Source organism: Roseivirga thermotolerans (genome assembly GCF_014653175.1).
Lineage (GTDB): Bacteria > Bacteroidota > Bacteroidia > Cytophagales > Cyclobacteriaceae > Roseivirga > Roseivirga thermotolerans.
On the sequence record NZ_BNAG01000002.1, the window covers coordinates 341,343 to 360,687 of the forward strand.

17 protein-coding genes are annotated in these 19,345 nt (G+C 45.9%); 3 read left to right on the plus strand and 14 right to left on the minus strand.

Annotated features, from left to right (window positions below):
• Nucleotides 1-37 precede the first annotated feature (37 nt).
• From speB to IE164_RS07500, 12 genes are all read right to left on the minus strand, one after another.
• Entirely contained in the window at nt 38-853 is an 816-nt protein-coding gene (gene speB / locus IE164_RS07445) for an agmatinase (protein ID WP_189629590.1), read from the minus strand.
• Between the two features lie 117 nt (nt 854-970).
• A complete protein-coding gene (locus tag IE164_RS07450) occupies nt 971-1,522 on the minus strand; it encodes a transthyretin-like family protein (RefSeq protein WP_189629591.1) in 552 nt (183 codons plus the stop codon).
• A gap of 7 nt (nt 1,523-1,529) precedes the next feature.
• Nucleotides 1,530-2,057 (minus strand): hypothetical protein, encoded by a 528-nt coding sequence (locus tag IE164_RS07455; RefSeq protein WP_189629592.1) that lies wholly within the window; start codon nt 2,055-2,057, stop codon nt 1,530-1,532.
• On the minus strand, nt 2,047-2,676 hold the full coding sequence (locus IE164_RS07460; RefSeq protein WP_189629593.1) for a hypothetical protein: 630 nt from the start codon (nt 2,674-2,676) through the stop codon (nt 2,047-2,049). Before IE164_RS07460 ends, IE164_RS07455 begins: the two co-directional genes overlap by 11 nt.
• Nucleotides 2,677-2,681: 5 nt before the next feature.
• Nucleotides 2,682-5,849 carry a DUF4347 domain-containing protein gene (locus IE164_RS07465; RefSeq protein ID WP_189629594.1) on the minus strand — a complete coding sequence of 1,056 codons (3,168 nt, stop codon included), beginning with the start codon at nt 5,847-5,849 and terminating at the stop codon, nt 2,682-2,684.
• A gap of 2 nt (nt 5,850-5,851) precedes the next feature.
• Nucleotides 5,852-6,574: a hypothetical protein gene (locus IE164_RS07470; RefSeq protein ID WP_189629595.1), complete on the minus strand. Its 723-nt coding sequence runs from the start codon at nt 6,572-6,574 to the stop codon at nt 5,852-5,854.
• Nucleotides 6,564-6,851 carry a hypothetical protein gene (locus IE164_RS07475; protein ID WP_189629596.1) on the minus strand — a complete coding sequence of 96 codons (288 nt, stop codon included), beginning with the start codon at nt 6,849-6,851 and terminating at the stop codon, nt 6,564-6,566. The genes IE164_RS07470 and IE164_RS07475 overlap by 11 nt, the downstream gene beginning before the upstream one ends.
• Nucleotide 6,852: 1 nt before the next feature.
• Nucleotides 6,853-6,999 (minus strand): hypothetical protein, encoded by a 147-nt coding sequence (locus IE164_RS07480; RefSeq protein ID WP_189629597.1) that lies wholly within the window; start codon nt 6,997-6,999, stop codon nt 6,853-6,855.
• Nucleotides 7,000-7,008: 9 nt separating this feature from the next.
• Nucleotides 7,009-8,973, minus strand: coding sequence for a hypothetical protein (locus tag IE164_RS07485; protein ID WP_189629598.1), 1,965 nt, complete (start codon nt 8,971-8,973; stop codon nt 7,009-7,011).
• A gap of 2 nt (nt 8,974-8,975) precedes the next feature.
• Complete coding sequence (locus tag IE164_RS07490; protein WP_189629599.1) at nt 8,976-10,016, minus strand: hypothetical protein; 1,041 nt, start codon at nt 10,014-10,016, stop codon at nt 8,976-8,978.
• Nucleotides 10,017-10,068: 52 nt separating this feature from the next.
• On the minus strand, nt 10,069-11,739 hold the full coding sequence (locus tag IE164_RS18520) for a hypothetical protein (RefSeq protein WP_229838577.1): 1,671 nt from the start codon (nt 11,737-11,739) through the stop codon (nt 10,069-10,071).
• 8 nt (nt 11,740-11,747) lie between these two features.
• Entirely contained in the window at nt 11,748-13,040 is a 1,293-nt protein-coding gene (locus IE164_RS07500; protein ID WP_189629600.1) for a S8 family serine peptidase, read from the minus strand.
• Between the two features lie 231 nt (nt 13,041-13,271).
• Between IE164_RS07500 and IE164_RS07505 the strand changes: the two genes are divergently transcribed.
• The 3 genes from IE164_RS07505 to IE164_RS07515 are packed head-to-tail and all read left to right on the plus strand — an operon-like array spanning nt 13,272 to nt 14,749.
• Nucleotides 13,272-13,802, plus strand: a complete 531-nt coding sequence (locus tag IE164_RS07505) for an RNA polymerase sigma factor (RefSeq protein ID WP_189629601.1) — start codon at nt 13,272-13,274, stop codon at nt 13,800-13,802.
• Nucleotides 13,803-14,555: a tetratricopeptide repeat protein gene (locus tag IE164_RS07510; protein ID WP_189629602.1), complete on the plus strand. Its 753-nt coding sequence runs from the start codon at nt 13,803-13,805 to the stop codon at nt 14,553-14,555. It abuts the gene before it with no gap.
• Between the two features lie 26 nt (nt 14,556-14,581).
• Entirely contained in the window at nt 14,582-14,749 is a 168-nt protein-coding gene (locus IE164_RS07515; RefSeq protein ID WP_189629603.1) for a hypothetical protein, read from the plus strand.
• A 5-nt stretch (nt 14,750-14,754) separates the two neighbouring features.
• On the opposite strand, the gene IE164_RS07520 is transcribed toward IE164_RS07515, so the two are convergent.
• Nucleotides 14,755-17,589, minus strand: coding sequence for a CHAT domain-containing protein (locus tag IE164_RS07520; RefSeq protein WP_189629604.1), 2,835 nt, complete (start codon nt 17,587-17,589; stop codon nt 14,755-14,757).
• Between the two features lie 31 nt (nt 17,590-17,620).
• A complete protein-coding gene (locus IE164_RS07525; RefSeq protein WP_189629605.1) occupies nt 17,621-19,294 on the minus strand; it encodes a glutamine--tRNA ligase/YqeY domain fusion protein in 1,674 nt (557 codons plus the stop codon).
• Between the last annotated feature and the right edge of the window lie 51 nt (nt 19,295-19,345).

Sequence of the window (19,345 nt, forward strand, 5' to 3'; positions counted from 1 at the left end):
TGTAGTCCTAAGTGCTGGTAAGGGCAATAGAGGTTAATTAAAGCACTTTTTCGATCAGCTCCTTGACAATTTTAGCGGCAACCATTCCCGTTACACCATTCAGGTCTCTTTTGGGGTTGTATTCTACCACATCTAAACCCACAATTTCGAGCTCAAGTGACTGAATAATATCGAGTACCTCTCGGGTGGAATAACCACCCGGCTCATGGTGCGAAACACCCGGTGCATAAGCCGGGTCTAGCACATCCAGATCGAAACTCAGGTAAACCGGTCCCTCCAGATTCAAGCCTTTGAGTTGGTGACGGTCTTTCATGGTGTTTACGGTTACTCCAAACCGATCGGCTTGTTCTTTTTGATGCTGAGTCATGGTGCGTATGCCTATTTGCGTGAGCTGTTGTGCATATTGGTTTTCCATTATTCGGGCAAAGGGACACGCATGCGAAAGCTTATTGCCATCCAGCACATCGTAGAGGTCGCCATGGGCATCGAAGTGAAGAATACTCAGTTGAGCATACTTTTTGGCCATTGCTTTAACAATAGGATAGGTAATGGAGTGATCACCTCCAAGACTAAAGGGTATAGCTCCCTTAGCAAGGATGCTGTCAATTGTTTTCTCAATTGCCCAATAGTCAGAGAGACTGGTTTCTCCACACCATTTGAGATGGGGGATATCTGCTATCTGAATGAGAGATTCAGTGTAGAAGTTTGCTGAGTCGGAATTAATGGCATCCACTATGAGCTGGGGAGCCAGGGCAGGCCCTTTCAGAAAAGAAGAGTTTTCATCGTATGGCAGTCCTACAAGGGCTATATCGCCCGGAGATAGTTGGTGGATACGGGTGGGGTTAAGACTCATGGCAAACAAAGAGGTTGGCTCAAAAGTAAGACTTTATAGTGGCCTGCCGAAAATGTATTTCCGTGGGTGGCAGGTGGTAAAATCTGGTTTTGAACTCACCTCTCTGTATAGCTTGCCTTATTTTAGGGGTACTTTTTGAGCCGTGGCCAAACCAATAAAATTGGTTGAGATAAGCTTCATTGGGTTTCTGACCTTTAGAAACTTGAGAATAGCCCCTTTCATATCGCCTGGGAATATAATAGAAAGCATGTGTGTGAGATCGGCCATAGGCTTTGGTTTCAGCAAGTACTCTTGCCCGTCTACTTTTATTTTTACCAAAGCTCGGGCGGCCACTTCAATGGTATTGGTTTGATCATACTTTAGTGCCATTTTAAAATACCCGTTGGCGTCTGTTTTGGCCGATGCAATATAGTTGGTCGAAGACATGGCGTAGCCGTTCTCATGCCACAGCCCTACCAATTCCACATTTTTATTGGCCACCGGACTATCGTTTTTAATCAGCTGACCCGTCACAATCAGGTATTTGTCATGATCCTTGCTTTTAGTTCGTGCCAATAGTCCGCCCGGCCGAGCACTCCTGCTTTTTTTATTTACACCAATGAGGGAGTAGCTTTGGGCTACACCGGGTGCTTTTAGCTCTTGTTGTATAGATAATATTCTGTTTCTCATGGCAGTGTTATTGAATAGTTATGTCTTTGATGGCGGCAATCCCAACGAAATTGGTGGATATCAAACTGAATGGATTGGGTGCTTTCAGGAGAGTAAGAATAGCGTCCATAGTAGTGGTAGGGAAAACTGCTCCCATGGCAGCTCTTAAGTCTATTCCGGTTTGGGTGACCATATTGTGGTTTTCCGTATTAACGGTTACTTCTATAGTCGCTTGAGTGACCGCTGCAAAGTTGTGGTTCTCATACTGAATGCCCATAAAAAACTCTCCGTTCTGATTGGTTATAGAGCTGCCTGTATGGACCTGATAGTTCATGCGTTGGCCGGTATCGTTTACCATTTGTACAAATGCCACTTCAGCACCGCTAACCGGTTGTCCGTTTCTTAATACCCTTCCTATTATGGGTAGGTACTTATCGTAATTGCTTTTGTTATAGGCGCTGTGCAGGTGGCGCTTGGCACTGGCTTTGGCCACTTTCTTCATTTTTGGGTTATTGGTTAACAACTCTTGTTGTATCGCCAGCATTCTATTTCTCATCACTATGTTTTTTTGTATTGTTCAAAAGGTTTAAGTCTTCGTTTAATTCATCTTCGCCCATGAGTGGCGGAGGTGTTGAAGCATTGTCACTGGTTTCGATAGAAAATTCACCCAGGCTTATGGCTTTCGTTTTGGCTATGTTATTGCCAATCTGATCGAATAAATGATGTGGGTCGGAATAGTCGACAGGTACTGTTTCGGCCTTAGGCTGTGAGTACACCGACTGCTTCTTTTGCTTTGGTGGAGCTGTGCTTTGTTCACTACTGGTCTGGGGAGAATGGTTTATCTCTTCCAGGTTTTCGTTAAAAAACTCATTGAATTGATCTTCGAAAGCGGAGTCCATAAAGTCTGAAAACCCATCAGTTATATCGGTTATTTCCAGTTGCTTTACTTCGTGGAGTGCATCTTTGGCCTGAGAATAATCGGGAGAGTTGGGTAGTACCGGAATGGTTGGCTGTTCATTACAGCTCAGTTCAATGGCCTTTAGGTCATCGAAGTAGCCAGACCTTACCTGACCGGACTGAACCATGCGTGCTTCAGCTAGCCGGTCAGGAGCAGGTTTGGCCTTTTTATGACGTTGAACGTCATGATGTAATATGAACAGTTTACCCCTTTTCATAGCGATCAGACTGATGGAGTAGAGTCGTTCCGGTTTTCAAGTTTTTGCAGTATGGCCTGCTTCAGGTCGTAGCTCACGCTATAGGCACTGGTCCATTCGTTGCCAACAGCAATCAACTCAAAGTCGTTGAACAGCTGATAGGTTTTATGTCCTTGCGGAGTTATTACCACCAACTGGGCATCTATAATTGCCGCAAGCTGTGAGGCATCTTCTTTCTGGCTAAAGTCAATTCCATTTACAAATTGCTGAATGAATTCTGGGCTGTTTTCCATAACGGCATAATCGGCAGGGTTAGCGGGGAAATCGTCTAACCCGGCTGCATGCAGCATGATGGCCTTTATGGATTCGGTTGGTGTCATATCAATGGATTTGGCTTTCGAAAGCTTAAGTTTTTTGCTCTCGGTGGGTGTAGGAATTGGGGTTGGAGCCGGTTTGTTCGGATAGGCCACCTGGTGTTTAGAACCGCTTTCTTCAGAAAGCGGATAAACCTTGCCGGTGGGAGCAGAAACTTTTACACCTACTATATCGGCTATCTTCTTGAGCTTGTTGGCCCCCTTGGTACCTGCTCCTGTATTACAGCCTCTCAGAAAAATTTCACCGGTTTCTGCAAACTTGCCCTTAAGTCTTTGCAGTTGTGGTTTCCACTCTGATTCGTTACTGTTTATGTACTTATTGGTCTTTAGTACTTTGGCACTACCCATTACTATAATGCCTTTGTTGCCATGGCCAATAATGGTAAGCTTGCCTATCTTTTGACCTTCTTTGAGGTGGTTTAGTACCTTATCGACCATGTCTTTCACGCTTCCGGCCCTTAACTCACCGAGAGTGAATAGTGCACTGCCTCCCAGGTAACCATCATTGTTGTGATCAATCACCGTAATATCTACGGTGGTGTTAGTACCAAAGTCTTCAGCCCTTTGCGAACTATTGTAAGAGAGTTTGGAGTTGGGATCGAAGAGGGTCAATACTTGCTCGCGCAAGTGGGGGCTAAGTTCATAGGCCAGGGTAAAGTCTTTGTCTATCAAATGGTGGAAGTCGTTGAAGATTGTAAGGTGCTGGTATTGGCCCCCTCGTTTGAGGAATACAAGGCCATTGGCTTTGGCCGCAAGCCCTTTCAGATCGGCTGCATCGGTGGGTGTCAACTGGGTTTGGAAGTTGCCAATCCACTCGCTATCGGTTTTGCTAATATCGGCCTGTTCCGGTTTCTCGTTCCAGTTTATTTCTTCACGGGTACTGAATAGTATTTCTTCTAAATCTCTAAAGAGCATACTGTTTGGATTGGTGTGGGCTGTGGCCTTGGCTGCTTTTTCTTCGCTAGGTGTTTTTTTGGGTATTGGAGCCGGAGAACCCGGGAAGGCCACCTGATGCACCGAACCGGCTTCTTCGGAGCTGTCGTATACCTTGCCTGTGGGGGCATATACTTTCACGTTTAGAAAATCGGCCAGTTCCTTAAGTTTTTTACTTCCGGCCTGTCCGGCTCCCACATTGCAGCCTCTGAGAAAGAGTTCTCCACGGGTTTCGTCAAACTTATCCTTTAACTTAGCCAGCTCCGGTTTCCATAGGGTAGCATCACCATTGATTATCTTACCTCCGATGTTGCCCATACCGGCCCCTACAGAAATATTGCCTTTGGCTCCGTGGCCGCTTAGAGTGAGTCTTCCAATTTTTTGTCCCGGCTGCAAGTGTGCTAATACTTTCTGTACCATGTCACTCACGCTGGTGGCTCTTAATTCTCCTGCTACGGCAGAGGCCCTTTGCGGAATAAAGCCATTGTCCATGGTCTTATCGGCTTGCTCCAACACCTCTATGTTCACAATGGTGTTTTTAGATTGTGCTGATACCGGAGGCATTTCCAGGTCTTCAAAGGCCAGGTAATCATCTTCTATGGCAATAGAGGCTCCCTTTTCCGTACTTCGGTTTTTCTCAATCTGCTCGAATAAGTCGTAGGGTTCATTGGTAACCTGAGCAGGGGTCTGCTCTTTTGGGGGAGTAGCTTCGGCTTTGGCAGGGGCAGAAGGAGCTTCGGGTACTTCATCGTCCAAATGCACCTCTCTTTTGTGATCTACCAGGTTTTTGGTTTCCGGATCGTAGAGTTTTTCACCACTCAGTATGGCTTTTAGATCTTTGGCAAAATCTATTTCCTCTTTGGTTTTTGAATCGGGTTTATCGGGAACTTCCTCTTCCAATCGGTCGAAGTCAGGAATGTCTTTGGCCAATACGGCAGAACCGTTGCCACCGGAAGGATTATCGAGCTTTTGGTCAATGCGATTCATTTCCCTGTCTACCTGATCGGAAGGTTCTGCCGGTTTAAGGTCCGAGAATTTATCTGTTCCAATGGTAGCTCTTCGGGGAGAGGCGGTGTTAGGGGAGTCGTCTTTGTATACATAGTCATTGTTTACCAGCTCAAAAGAACCTTGCGCTTCGGCTTCTTCTGATGGACTGAAAAACTCTTTAATTGCGCTTTCGGCTGATTGTTCGTGGGTTATTTCAATAGATTCTGAGTTGAATTGAAGTTGAATGGCCGAGAGGTCGTCATAGAACTGCTCGGAACGGCTTTGTCGGGTTAGTCGAAGCGATTGAGCTACAGCCTGGTTTTGAGGGATTTCGATATGGTAGGCAGGGTCGTCCGGTGGCAAAAAATACCTCGATATTCGACTTTCTGTTTTTATGGCTTTCTCGAAAGCGGGTTTGTCTTCTATAGATGATGGTGCAATGTCAATGATGTTTACCTGGCTTGGATCGGCCGTATGTCGCGAAACGTTAGTGGGTCCCAACGCATTAATTTTGGCTAGCATTCCGGCTATTATTTCACTCTTGCTTTTGCCTTCGGCTTTTAATCTCACGTACTCCTGAATTACTTTGTCTCCACCGGATCCATAGAGCCTCAGTTGAGCTTCTACTCCCTCATTTTCAAGATTTCTGTACATAATGGCGGCCTGATCTTCGGGTGTTCGGGTACTGTCTGAGATAGTGGCCTTGGTGAGATTGGCAGCTTTGAGCAGGTCTTTTATAACCTGAAGAGAATAATCGGAAACGGCTGCCTGATTGACTCCATTTTTGAATGAAACAATAATTTCGCTTTTGTTGAACATGTAAGGACGAGAGTCCCGGTGTCGTTTGGCAGGGGAGGTTCGTTTCAATTCTTTCTGAAGGGCGTTTAATCGATTCTTCATGATTAGTTCTTTAAGTTCAGTGTGTACAATGCGTATGGGTCAAAGGCAATCATTACCTCATTGGCTTGGCTAAGTGTCTGGTCTTGAGGGATTATAACCCTAACCAGTTCTTCGGAGGCTTCCAGTACCTGTGCTTCCTTATTGTTTATTTTTACCACCGGGGTAAAGTCGCTGCTAAGAGCCAGGTATTCTCCGCGAATGTCTAGCAGGCGGTTGTTATTGGCCTGAGAGAGGGATACTTTTTGAATGCGCGGTGCGTGCTGATCTCTCCTGGATCTGTTAATGAGATTGGCCAGTTTGTTGTAGTTAATGGGTTTGCCGGTTTTTTTGAGAATGGGTTCGGTCTTCTTCAGATCGCCCACGCTGGTGATTCCTATTTTTCTAAGCTCTTTTTTGGTTTCCTGATCTATGTCTTCCACTTCTTCAATAGAAATGTCATTGGCACTGGGGGCCTTAGATGTTTCCCTCACCTGTCTGTCGGTAATAGAACCCAGCTGTAAGGAGACTTTGGAGGCTCCCTGCTGACCTGGTTTGGCAGTTAAGAAGCGGATGTCGTCACCATCGAATTCAGGAAAAATCTGTAGTTCCAGTTCAACATCTTTCACCGAATAGGTGAGTGGCTTGTTGAGTGCCTTTACCGCCAAAGTTTCGCGCACTTTGTCTAATTCTACAGTGAGCGTGTCAATGAAGGTTTCCAGTTTCCACGATTGATTGTTACTTCTCATCTTTTTCCAGGCTTATGTTTACTTTGAGTTGATGAAAAACAGGCATAAATGAGGTTTCTACAGTTTGTGTGGGTGGAGCACTACCTAATACCATCTCTCCACTTTCTGTCATTATCACATCCATTTCTATGGGAGTAGAAATGCTCATATTTTCCAGGTAGAGACTAAGGCCTTGTTCCTCATCGCGCAATTCTCCGGCTATGTCAATCATATCGCTGAAGAACCCGGAAACTGGGGCTAGGGCCTCATCAATCAATTGGTAGAACTCTTTTTCCATATTATTTGTGGCTTATGTTCACGGTCTTAATGGGCATGAGGCTTACCTTTTCTTCGAACAATACCTTCATTCCGTTAATCTGAATGCCCGATATGTTCATGTTTTGGCTCAGGCCCTGTTTTATGGGATATTTTGTTGGGTTTTTCATGTCAATGATTTATCGGTCTGAACTTACTCCTATAAAGTGCACCGCGGCAGGTAGCCCAAAGTGCACGGTTTCTTCGGTAAAGGCTGTCGGCTGGCCGTTGAGGTCGGCCTCAGCTGTCTTTTTCAATACAATCTCTCTGATTTGCAGTTCGGGAAATATCCAAAGTGCTAAAGTGTCTCCGGTTCTTCCTCTGAACTCCAGTTGTGTTCGGGCCGAAAAAGCAGACTGCCCTACAAAGTGGTCGCTGCTTAGAGCCTCCAGTTGATCTTGGGAAAGCGAAGGGTAATCGCTTACACGAGGCAATAGCTGGTTGAGCAATGTAATGCTTGCTTCAAAGCCACTAAGCAACTTGCCCTGTACGTTCCGCTCCTCTCCAAACTCTGCCGGGTTATTCCATTTTATCCGGGTTTGGTTCTGTGCATTCCTGCTGGTTTGGTTAGAAAGCTGATAAATGTACTTGGTGTCGAAAGTGACCTTTCGTGTAGAACCCTTAAGGTCGGCTTGCCATACTTTGTGCCAGAAGTCCCTGTGCTGGTTCACATCGTTTAGAGGAGCCGATGAGCCTACCACACCTCCCACGTGGCCAAACATATAGGCCGAAGTAAAGGTGACCAGAGTAGTTTTCTGAGTGCCTATTTTTTGTCCCTTACTGTTTTTCCAGACCAGCGAGAGGCAAAGCAGCAGGTCTTTGTTAGAAGGTACATCCAGCAGTTCATGGGCTTCGAAAGAAATGGTGTCCAAAACTTCCCCATTTTGGAGGGTGGGCACTTTGAACTTCTTTTCTACAAACACCGTGAGTTTTTCAGGGTCTTTGATAATTACCTGCACAATGGTTTCGGGCAGGGTTTTGGGGGTGCTCACCTGAATGGGCACCCTAATGGCAGCACCTTTGAGAAAGGCTTTGCTCTGAGACTTGCCCGATTCGGCTCTTTTGAGTTTAAAGTCGAAATCTACTGATCTGATCTGCTTAAACGGGATGGCCTTGGCATTACTTGCCAGCATCAGGCTCATTCCGGCCAGAATTCGTTCCACTGAGGGGTCGTCTACACCAGGGTTAAGTTTTTCCAGGTGCTCCATATCTTGCTTGTCTAGCTTGGCCGTGCCATCGATTATGGTGTTCAGCATTTTATTCGGGCTTTCTATTATTGATTTCATTACCTCCGGAGAAAGCACCTTCTGGAGCATGGGAATCAGTGCAGCCAGTGCCGGAGCCACCTTGGCTTCGGAATATTGGCTTTGTGCCCTGGCGGTGGAAAGGTTGGGGAGTTTTTCGAGCACAGTTTTGACCAGGTTAAGAAATTCAGGACTCGTAAGGTCTATGGAAGCTCTCCCATTGCCTGCCTGGGCAGGAGCGGTTGCTGTAGCTCCACCGTTGAGTAGGCCTCCTCCGGCACCACCTAACAGGCTGCCTACAATATTGGCTATGCCCGATGCTCCTCCGGCACCCGATACCAATCCTTTGAGTATGGGGCCTGCAGCACTTATAACTCCCGGTATGGCTGCAATTAACCCTTGAATGAACATGGCATCGCTATATTGCTCTTCTTTTAGTGTAAGCGGTTTATGGTCTATGTTAATTGTATTCATGGTTTGTTGGTTTGAAAATCCTAACTCTGGCATGGTGAAATCTCCACCGTTTCCATTCAATGAAGACAGTATTCGAATGCTTATCAGGTCGGAGAAGGTTGCCCCCGTTTGTTTGCGATCGGCATAGCTAATTAGCTGCACATACGACTGCCTTTCCTGAAGGCGTTCGTTAGGCAATACTATCTTACCTCTTCCTAGGGCTTGCTCAGGTATGTTTTTGAGCGGGGTGGTGTAATAGACGTTGTCTATAAACCTAAGCCCTGATCGCTTGGATCTTCGGGTTTCGCGCCCTACACCCAACTTGAAGAAGCGATTGGCTCCCAAGTCGAAGGTGAAGTGATGATTTCCTCCGAAGCTACCTTCATATTTTAGATAAGCCAGGGCCACAACTACTTAGGTGTTGGACTGGTTGGTGGAGCGGCCTGTTGCGAACCGTTGTTAGTAACGGGGCCGTACATCTGGGCAAAGTTATCTAACTGAAAGTGGTCGGTCTTAAACACAATTTCCACTTCACCCATAAGCTTGGCTTTGAGTTCGTCATTGGCCACACTTTTGGCCGAGCTCACGCTCATGTTGGTGTTTCTGGTACTGCTTGTGCTACCACCTCCGGCTCTGAAAATGCCAAACAAACCTCCACCAACACGGCTCGACTTGCCACTGGAGGTTGAGTTTTTATTAAGTGCTTTGTCTTGTTTTTGCACATTCCGGTTGGCCTTAAAGTCGAACACTACCCCGGCTTTTACCTTACCTTTTTCTACCACCAGGCGCGTAACCCCCATGAGTATCATTTCGCGCAAAGCGGTACGGTGTTCTTTGGCCATGGCTATTTTAGCCTCCATTATTTTGGCTTTTATCTGGTTGTCTCCCAGGTCTACAGGCTCACCGTTTGAGTTTGTTAGCACCGTCTTTTGTCCATCGCCACTATTGCCGCTGTCTGAGTCATCATCCAGGTCTTGAAAAGACATGCCGAATTCATCGCTGTTGTTTTCGGCCAGATAGGCAAAAGTGGTGGTATCATCAATTTTGTTGATGAAAGAGGCCAAATCGGTTGTGGCCTGTTTCATCAGGCGGATGTAATCGTCTGTTTGCGACTTCATTACGTCCATGTTGGCATCGAAAACCGAACGCAGTAAGTCCCCTACAAAATCGGCAAAGTTAATGTCTTCCTGAAGGTCTTTGAAGGCATCCACTCCAGCCTCATAATTGGGGGCATGGCGACTGTCGTCAATGTTGTCGCTGGCTTTGGGTACATTGGCCATGGCGGTGGTTAAACCACTCTGGTGGGCCAGCTTGTCGTATTCTGCTTTTACGGTTTCTCTATAAATAGACTTCTGGTCTTTTATGGGCATGCTTCTGAAAGAAGGGGAGAGTGCCAGGGCATTGCGCGCCTTAGACCGGGCTATTTCCTTTAATTGTTCTTCTTGTGTCATCGTTGAAATGATTTAATGGTTTTTGAACATGAGTGAATGGTGGCCTCTGGGTTTAGAAGTCCCAATCATCATTATCCTCATCCAACATGTTGTCAATTTCTCTCTCGTTATAGCCATCATTGTCATCATTATCAATGAGTTGACTTTGAGATATGATGAAGTTCTCGGCAATGTGAAGGAATTCAACAAAGTTTTCTTCTGTAACAGAACCTTCATCGAAATCGGCTATCCAACGCAACAGCTTATTGCCTTCTATGGCAGCTCTTCTCAGGGCCGAAACGTTCGGAATAGAGTCAAACTCTGACTGGCTTACGCGCTCTATTACCTTCCACATGCTTTTCTGATAACCATAGCCCAGTTGGTCTACTACGGTTTGCTCACGCAGTATCTCAATGGCGCTTTGCAGGTGGGCGTACATTTCGCGGGTCATGGCTTTTACCATGCCGCTGGTACGAGTGGTAAGGTTATACTGGATGTCTTTAAGCGATTGGTAAACAGGGGTTTTTGAAATATAATCGGGGCTGTCGGCCGACTCATATTTTTCTATGTAGCGTACAACTTCTTCCATGAGCACCTCCCACAGTTGTGAGAACTCCTCGTTGGCCACCATGTTATCGAGCATTTCGGCATCGCCAATGTTGAGCACCTGTTTGTAGAACATGGCTCTTTCTTCCATAGTGGTGCGTTCTTCACGAAGCTTGTAGTAGCGATATAACTTTGAGGAGGTTTCTCCCTGTGGAATGTCCAGTCGGCCTTGAGTCCAGGCCAGAATAATGGCATCGGCAACTCTGAAAATACCCAGGTCATCGCCTAGTGTTTTAATGTAGAAAAGAGCCGCAGCGGCATAAATATTTTCTTTGTCTACTCCTTGTTCTTCAATCGTTTCAAAGGTATCTACCGAATAGTCCCACTCGCTGTCATAAGTGTTGGAATACAAATTACTTATGGGGTCTTCACCGTTCGAGCTTTTTTTAATGGCCTGAGCATAGGCGTAAAACAGAGCTTCATCGAATTTTTGAGAGGGGTTGTTAATGGCGTCCTGAGTGACCACCAGACCTACACTCATAAGGTAATTGGCCATTGATTTTTTGACTTCATCGGTGGCTTTGGAAGGGTCTACCTCAGGTTTGGGGCGCGAAAAGAAGGCCTCAATGAGATCAGGAATAAGGCCCAAATCGTCCAGTTCATTGATAAGTTTTAGGATGGGCGATTGAGTGGCATTAATAGAGGGGTTCTTCTTTATCACCTCCGTTAATAGGGCTTTGATGGAAACCGCTTGTTTGTCAATGTTGGCATCGTCCATTACATGCCTGATAGCTTCGCTGAAGAACTCTACTTTCATGCGATTGGTCAGGGCCGATACTCTGGAGTATATACCCTGAGTATCGGTAATTCCTTCTTTGAGAATCACCTCATGAAGAATGGTTACATAGAGGCTTTCTTCGGCCAGCAGATACCGGAGGGTATTGTGTATACCGCTCTTATTGATTTTTTTACTCACTTCATCGATAGTGAGGGAGTAGCCCGCTTTAATAAGCTCTTGCCTCTTGGCTTGATGCTCCTTAGAGGCTTTCTCTTTAAGGATTTTGAGGGCATGTTTGCTGTGCTCATCTGCCGTTAGCCGGGGAGCTGCAATTCTAAATTCATTGGCTACCAGTTCCAGTAATTGGTAGTCTAAACCTACTGATTCTACGGTGCCGTTGTTTTCGTTTTTGGTTTTCATAATGTGTATCAGTTTAACTTATAATCCAGTAGCTTAAGGGCGTCAACAGGGTTGACGGCACCGAAGCCGGTTTTCATTTCTTTTAGTTTTCTTGTTTTTCGATCTGCCGTGAGCATTAGTAGTTTTTTAATGCTCGAGTCGGAGAGGGCTTTGTCTCGTTTTTTGGCATAAGACTTCATAAGCGCAATAAGTGCGGTTACAAAAGGAGCTGCCTGGCTGGTGCCGCTAGAGTAGGCATACTTATTTTCCAGGTAAGTGCTGTAAATAGTGGTGCCCGGAGCCACAAAGGATATGTGGGCACCGTAGGTGGAGTAGGGGGCAATTTCACCGTTGGTATCTAAGGCACCAACGGCAATTACATAAGGATTAGCTCCGGGATAATACATTTGGTGCCTGCCGTCATTGCCGGCTGCAGCCACAATGGTTACCCCTTCGTCTTTGGCATAGTCGATTACCTCCTTGTGAGGGAGGCCGCCACCGGAATGTTTAATGCCCAGGCTCATGTTAATAATGTCGGCCTTGGCATCGATGGCGAATTTTAACCCAGCATTGATATTATCAACTATGCCGGCACCAACCACTGAGTCACCTTTCCTCATGGCCCCTAGTACTCTCACCGGAATAATTTTTGAGCGTGGCGAAAGCCCCATGGGCATATGAAGCCCGCGGGCAGCTATAATGCCGGTTACATGAGTGCCATGGCCAACCTCATCGCCCGGATCATTATCAAAACCTAAAAAATCGCCAACAAAGTCGCTTTGGCCATCTATAATGTCTACAAAGTCTTTTCCGTCTAAGAGGGCATGGCGCAGCTCCGGATGGGTAGCCGTAATGCCCGTGTCTAACACGGCCACTTTTATGGTGGGGTGGCCCTGGGTGAACCGATGGGCTTCTTTTATGATTTTTTCCTGCGCTCGCTGTGGAAACTGGTCGTTCAGTACTGAATGGGCTTCGTACTTTGGCAGCTCGGCCGATGCAATTTCAAATTTTCGAACATACTCTACTTCCGGAAGCAAGGCTATTTGGTCTACCAGGCTTTGGGGTATGCTGGCTTTGTTACGAAGAATCAGACGGTAGATTCGGTTGAGCCCATTCTTTACTTCTGTGGGCGACCATCCTGACTTTTTGGCCTTTTCATATTCATGGGTTACCCAAACGGGTACTTGGTTTTTCTCCAGTATGGAGTCTACATCGGCTGCAAGTGAAAATTGTGGAGAGGATTTATCATGAATAAGCTGTTGCCAGGAGCTGAACTGCCCGGAAACAGGTTTATGGAGCTTTATGATAAGGTGTTCTCTCATTTTAAGGTGCGTTTTCGAGAAACTTTAGCACCCTTAATGGGAGAAATAGAAAAAGGTAACCCAGGCAAAAGAAAAAAAATTGAATTACCGTTCAAAGACGCCTGAGCGACTCAGGGGTGCCTTACTTTTTGTTAAGCATACAATTGTCTATTTTGAATGAGTTTTTGAGAAATCTTTCCATAGTGGAGGGTTACCTTTTTCACTATAAGATCATTAAAGGATAGCATTTGAATGGATAGCGGATCGCTGATTGACCGTATTAGGCGCGGAGACAATGCTGAATTGCAAAAGGTCTATGAAATGTACAGAGGTGAGTTTATGGTATGGGCCAACAAACACTTCGATCTTGATTTTGAAGAGTGCAAAGAGGCCTACCAGCTCAGCATGGTACAGTTCTATGAAAATGTGGTTTCGGGCAAGTTGCAGGTGTTTACCAGCGATCCTAAAACGTATATTTTCGGTATTGGGAAAAACAAAATCCGGGAGTTGCGCGAGCTTAGGTTAAAGCAGCCCGAAGCGGGCCGCTTTGAGGCAGAATCGACTGACGAACGATTGAGCAGAGAATCGCTGCTCAACAAGGTTGAACAGGCATTACATCAGTTAGGAGATCCCTGTCAGAAATTGCTGGAACTATACTACTATAAGAAAATGAGCCTGGCGGAGATTACGCTGGCGCTGGAATATAAAAACACTGATACGACCAAGAATTTGAAGTATAAGTGTTTGAACAGACTACGAAAACTATTTACCGGAGGGAATTAGATGGAGGAGAAGGAAAGAGACTTAGAGCGTATAGAACAATATTTGAACGACCAGTTGTCGGCAGAGGAACGGACTGCGGTAGAGCATCGACTGTCCGAAGACAAAGACTTTCTAGCTCTGAAGGAGGATTTTGTAGCTCTGAAGGAGGGGATAGAGCAAGCAGGTAGAAATGCGCTGAGGCACACTATGGATTCTTGGGAAAAAGATCTTGGAAACCCTTTAGAAGAGCCGAAAGGTGAGCAGAGAAGTTTGGGGTCTTCGCTGATTATGCGCTGGGCTGCCGTTTTTCTGGTGGGAGTAGTAAGTGTTGTGGCCTGGTATTTTGGAGCAAACCAAAGCCATAAAAGGCTGTACAATAATTATTTTGAGGTATATGCGAATGTGGTGCTTCCCAATACGCGTAGCAACGAAACACTTACTAAAGAAGAACAGGCCTTTTTGGCCTATGACAATGAAGACTATGAAAGAGCTGTGCAGCTCTTTAACCAAATACTAGAAGCAGAACAGAAAGAGTATGTGCTGTTTTATAGTGCTCAGGCTCATATGGTGTTGAACGAACATGCCGAAGCCATAGAGCACTTGCAAGATGTACTCCGAAGGCAAGGTCTACTTGTAAGCCAAGCGCGATGGTATTTGGCACTTTGTTACTTACATACAAAAGAGACTGAAAAGGCAAAGGAACAGTTGAAGGTATTGGCAGAGGGCGATTCGTCTTATTCAGAAAGGGCAAATGAACTCCTACAAGAGATGTAATATTTTTTAACCAAAACCAATAAGCCATGAGTGAAACTGATAATGATGACAGCACAGACAACCGAGTACTTGAAGACCACAAGCCACCACCACCGCCTCCGCCAGTTTATTTTGGAGGGTACGCTGTTGGTGCTGCCTCTATAGTGTACATACTGTACACGCTTTGGCAGTGGATTGTTTGTGGTTGCGCTTAGCAATATCAAAGTCTGGGCTCAAGAATATTGTCCTTCTTGGTCCGGGCTTTTTTTAACACTACCATGCCTATTGTGGTCAGAGCAAGAGCCAGTAGCCAGTAAGCCCGGCTTTGTTGGGGCGCAGGCTCAAAAGTTTGTCTGGCATTGCCCAGTTGAATGAATCCGGCCCAGTTGGCGGGGTGAGCACTTAGCTCATCGGCCCGGTTGAGGTATTGGAGTTTTGCCTGCCTGAGCGAGTTGCCCACAGGTTGGCCAGCAGCTATTTCCCTATAAAACTGTTTAAAAAGTTCTGCAGTAGCCCGGTCGGCTACTTTCCATAAAGACATAATAAGGTTGGGGTTATTGGCATAGCTAAAGCCCTTACTCAAACTAAGTACTCCTTCTCCTTTTTGCCATTTGCCCCGGCCGGTTTCACAGGCCGATAGAATAACCAGCTGAGAACGAATTCCTGATTCATATAGCTCATAAAGCTGAAGCCTGTTGTTTGTATTTTCCCCTTGGCTAAAATAGATACTTGAATACAAGGGAGTAAGAGTATCGGCCGAGGCATGAAGGGCCAAGTGCAGAATATTGTGGTCTGACTTTACCGACTGTAGCCATTCTGCTTTAGTAGCTGCTGGCCCTCTATAAAATCGACTGTTTTTAACCGACTCTTTAATGTATTGCAGCTCGGTTGTGGAGCCTTTTAAGGAGCTGAATTCCTGCGAGGCTGGTTCTCCAAAGGCAATGACTTTAGCAGGTTTGGTGGTGGTTTGTGCTCTTATTTGGCTCAACAGTTGGGCAGCCGAAAATGCATAGGCAATTTCCTTTTGATGAATCAGGTAGTCGAGGCTTTTGTAGTTAATGGTTTTGTGGGATGGAAGCCGGGTAAGGAGTGCCTCGAAAGGAAGCTGGTTGAGGGCACCATCGGGAATGATGGTCAACTGTTGTGAAGAACCTTTGAACCCTGAGGGTATTAGTTTGGTGTATAAAGCATAAGCTGAGTTGGTGAAAGTGCGAAAATCGACAGACTCTCTATTTGCGAAGAGCAGCCTGTGGTGTACCAGGTTCTGAAAATTATTTAGTTCCTGTGTGAACTGATGGTCTATGGGTTGGCGGCCAAACGCTCCTCGATTACCCGCTATGGCCAGGTAGTATACATAGTGTTGCCCCATAAAATACATGATGGTCTGGTTGTTTTCCATCTGCTTCGCATAATCATCTAGCGAAATGGCTTTGCTACCGGCCAGGGCCTGATGGTAGGTTGGGTATTGCTCTTCTACAAGTAGTCTTATCTGCTCCAGGTCTTCGTTAATCTGCAGCAGTTGCCTTCTGCGGTTTATAATGAGAGAGTCGGGGCAGGCAGACACTTCGCAAGCTTGCAAACTGGCCGTAAGGCGTACCAGTTTGTCTCTTAGATCGCTTTCGGCCTGAAGAATGGAGTCACTTACCGCTATGAAGGCGTAGTTTTTGGCCCTACCAATAGATTCAAGGAGGTCTTGAGCCTTGCTGTCTTCCATATATGCCCAGGCTTTATTCCATACCTCTTCGGCCGGTAGGGAATCTTTACTTAAAAATAGGGCCTCTAAAGCCGATTCATAGTGGTTATGTGCATAACCCTGAAAAGCCAGTTTTGCTTGTTCTGTTACAAACTGTTCTCGCTGCCTGCCGGCAAAATCCAACAGACGGTCGTAGCTATCGAGAGCTTCTTTGAGCCAATGGTATTCCGAACTGGTTTTAAAAAGCGTCACTTTGCTGCGAGCAAGGTGACTCTGAACTCTGAAAAGAAAAGGATTGGGGGTTGAAACCTCGGAGAGAGATACCGCCTCTCCCAACATTTCTTTGGTTTCCAGTTCAATGGCCAGGTTGTAGTGGCTTATGGCCTGGTGCAGGTGATTGTGGTCTTCATAGGCCCTGCCAATTTGGGCGTGAATCACTGCTTTTTCCCTGTTGCTATTGGAGTTGTTCAGTGCATTGTTGTAAAGCCTGTTTGCAGCTGTGGGCCGATTTTGTTTTACACGTAGATTGCCGTAAATAAGCCAAATACGAGCCGAAATGGGTTTTCCTTGTTGGAGATCAATGGCTTGCTGTAAAGCGTGTTCGGCTTCAGTAGTCCGATTCAAGTCCAGATAGGCCGTGGCCATATTGTTATAATCTGTAACCAATTCAGTGGCTGTTTTGGATGAGGCAGGTGTAAGTTCAATCTTAGCCTGATAGGCTGCTATGGCTTTTTCATTTTGGTTTAGGGCGTTGTACAGATTGGCCATTACAGAATAGCTCAGGCTTCTAAAGCCATCGTTGTTTTCATTGTGTGCAATTTGCAGGGCTTTGTATGCATAGTTGAGCCCCATTTCATGGTCTTCAATTAACCGATAAGTAGTAGCCAGATTATAGGCATTGTAAAAAGAGGTTTGTGCATCGAAGCTTTCAGGGTGGTCTTCAATGCAATGGGCCTGCTGCCTGTAATTGAGGAGCGCCTTGCGATCGTCATATTTATAATACCTGTACAGATAGCCGAGCATAGCGTAGGTAGGAGCTAGCAAGGTGTCTGTTGCAGGTAGGTATTGTGAACGAATATGCAAGCTTTCCTCATAGGCTTCAATGGCATCGTCAATGCGGGAAAGATTAAAATACGAACGGGCTATTTTGGAAAGGAGGGATGCCCTGTCTGAATCGGATGAAGACAGGTTTTTTAATTGATGAAAAAGTGCCAGGGCTTCGGCCCATTGCTGAGCTTTATAGAGCGAATCGGCCTGTTCTTTTAATAGAAAATGCTTTTGAGTTGGCTGCCATGCAGTAAGCTCAAAAGCATTTAGAGTCATTAATAGAAGACAAAAAAAGACGGGTAGTCGAAGGGTCATTTCATGAGTGTTAGTCTCATGAATTTAACCATTAATTCTGTTTACCCCAGTTGTCTCTTAGTGTCACTGTGCGGTTAAATACCAATTTGTTAGAAGAACTGTCTTTATCTACAATAAAGTATCCCTGACGCTCAAACTGAAATTGGTCTCCGGGCTTTGCGTGGGCCAATGAAGCCTCCAGCTTGGCGTGCTCAATCACCTCCAGCGAGTTGGGGTTGAGGTGATTCAGGTAGTCGTCTTCTATAGTGTTCAGGTTCTCTGTTCTGAAAAGACGGTCGTAAAGCCTGATTTCTGCTTCAACGGCATGAGCCACAGATACCCAACCCAGGGTTCCTTTCACTTTTTTACCACTGGTGTCTTGTCCGCTTTTTGTTTCCGGATCATACTCACAGTAGATTTCTTCAATCTCTCCCGATTCGCTTTTTTTAAAGCCCGTACATTTCACAATGTAAGCATACTTCAGCCGAACCTCTCTGTCGGGGCCAAGGCGGAACCATTTTCGAGGCGATGGAGGATCTTCCATAAAGTCGTCTCGTTCAATATAAATTTCGCGCGAAAATGGCATTTCACGAGTTCCTGCCGACTCATCTTCAGGGTTGTTTACGGCCTGAAGCATTTCTACTTTATCTTCCGGCCAGTTGGTAATCACCACTTTTAGCGGATTTTGAATACCAAAAACACGATTAGCTTTCTTATTCAGGTCTTCTCTTATGGAGTGTTCCAGTAAGGCAATGTCTGTTATGCCATCTCTCCGGGCTACTCCAACTTTTTTAATAAAGTTCTTAATGGAGTCCGGGGTGTAGCCTCTGCGTCTGTAACCACTTATGGTAGGCATTCGGGGGTCGTCCCAGCCGGAAACATGCCCTTCTTCTACCAACTGTAGCAGCTTACGTTTACTCACTACAGTATATCCCAGGTTTAGCCGGGCAAACTCGGTTTGCTGCGAAGGGAATATGCCCAGTTTCTCTATAAACCAGTCGTATAAAGGCCGGTGGTCACGAAACTCGAGGGTACAAAGGCTGTAGGTAATTTCTTCTATGGAGTCCGACTGCCCATGGGCAAAATCATAGGTAGGGTAAATGCACCACTGGTCGCCTGTGCGGTGGTGCTTCACCTTGCGTATGCGATACATAATAGGGTCGCGCATATGCATATTGGGCGAATTCATATCTACTTTGGCCCTAAGTACATGCGAGCCTTCTTCGAATTCACCATCGCGCATTCGTTTAAACAAGTCCAGGTTTTCCTCTACCGGTCGGTTTCGGAACGGGCTTTCAATCCCGGGGGTAGAAGGGTTGGTGCGACCTGCACTTATTTGTTCGGCTGTTTGCTCATCTACATAGGCAAGTCCTTTTTCAATGAGGGCTACGGCAAACGTGTAGAGTTGCTCAAAATAATCTGAAGCATAACGCGCCTTTCCGTTCCACTCATAACCAAGCCATTCGATATCGGCCTTAATGGCGTCTACATATTCGGTGCTTTCTTTTACCGGATTGGTATCGTCAAACCGAAGGTTGCAGGTGCCATTGTATTTTTCGGCCAGGCCAAAGTTGAGCACAATAGATTTGGCATGACCTATATGCAGGTAGCCATTGGGCTCAGGAGGAAAACGGGTATGCACGGCCTGTCGTTTGCCCGATTTCAAATCAGCCTCAATCATTTGCTCAATAAAGTTCAGGGATTCGTGCTTTTCGTTTTCGCTCATGGTCGTTTCAATTAGGCTGCAATTTTAGTGAAAATGCCTCAAATGGCAGTA

Coding starts and splice junctions, on each gene's coding strand:
- IE164_RS07460 (WP_189629593.1), bottom strand. CDS start 2,676: ATGAAAAGGGGTAAACTGTTCATATTACATCATGACGTTCAACGTCAT.
- IE164_RS07515 (WP_189629603.1), top strand. CDS start 14,582: ATGAGTGAAACTGATAATGATGACAGCACAGACAACCGAGTACTTGAA.
- speB (WP_189629590.1), bottom strand. CDS start 853: ATGAGTCTTAACCCCACCCGTATCCACCAACTATCTCCGGGCGATATA.
- IE164_RS07455 (WP_189629592.1), bottom strand. CDS start 2,057: ATGAGAAATAGAATGCTGGCGATACAACAAGAGTTGTTAACCAATAAC.
- IE164_RS07510 (WP_189629602.1), top strand. CDS start 13,803: ATGGAGGAGAAGGAAAGAGACTTAGAGCGTATAGAACAATATTTGAAC.
- IE164_RS07465 (WP_189629594.1), bottom strand. CDS start 5,849: ATGAAGAATCGATTAAACGCCCTTCAGAAAGAATTGAAACGAACCTCC.
- IE164_RS07450 (WP_189629591.1), bottom strand. CDS start 1,522: ATGAGAAACAGAATATTATCTATACAACAAGAGCTAAAAGCACCCGGT.
- IE164_RS07480 (WP_189629597.1), bottom strand. CDS start 6,999: ATGAAAAACCCAACAAAATATCCCATAAAACAGGGCCTGAGCCAAAAC.
- IE164_RS07475 (WP_189629596.1), bottom strand. CDS start 6,851: ATGGAAAAAGAGTTCTACCAATTGATTGATGAGGCCCTAGCCCCAGTT.
- IE164_RS07500 (WP_189629600.1), bottom strand. CDS start 13,040: ATGAGAGAACACCTTATCATAAAGCTCCATAAACCTGTTTCCGGGCAG.
- IE164_RS07525 (WP_189629605.1), bottom strand. CDS start 19,294: ATGAGCGAAAACGAAAAGCACGAATCCCTGAACTTTATTGAGCAAATG.
- IE164_RS07490 (WP_189629599.1), bottom strand. CDS start 10,016: ATGACACAAGAAGAACAATTAAAGGAAATAGCCCGGTCTAAGGCGCGC.
- IE164_RS18520 (WP_229838577.1), bottom strand. CDS start 11,739: ATGAAAACCAAAAACGAAAACAACGGCACCGTAGAATCAGTAGGTTTA.
- IE164_RS07520 (WP_189629604.1), bottom strand. CDS start 17,589: ATGACCCTTCGACTACCCGTCTTTTTTTGTCTTCTATTAATGACTCTA.
- IE164_RS07505 (WP_189629601.1), top strand. CDS start 13,272: ATGGATAGCGGATCGCTGATTGACCGTATTAGGCGCGGAGACAATGCT.
- IE164_RS07470 (WP_189629595.1), bottom strand. CDS start 6,574: ATGAGAAGTAACAATCAATCGTGGAAACTGGAAACCTTCATTGACACG.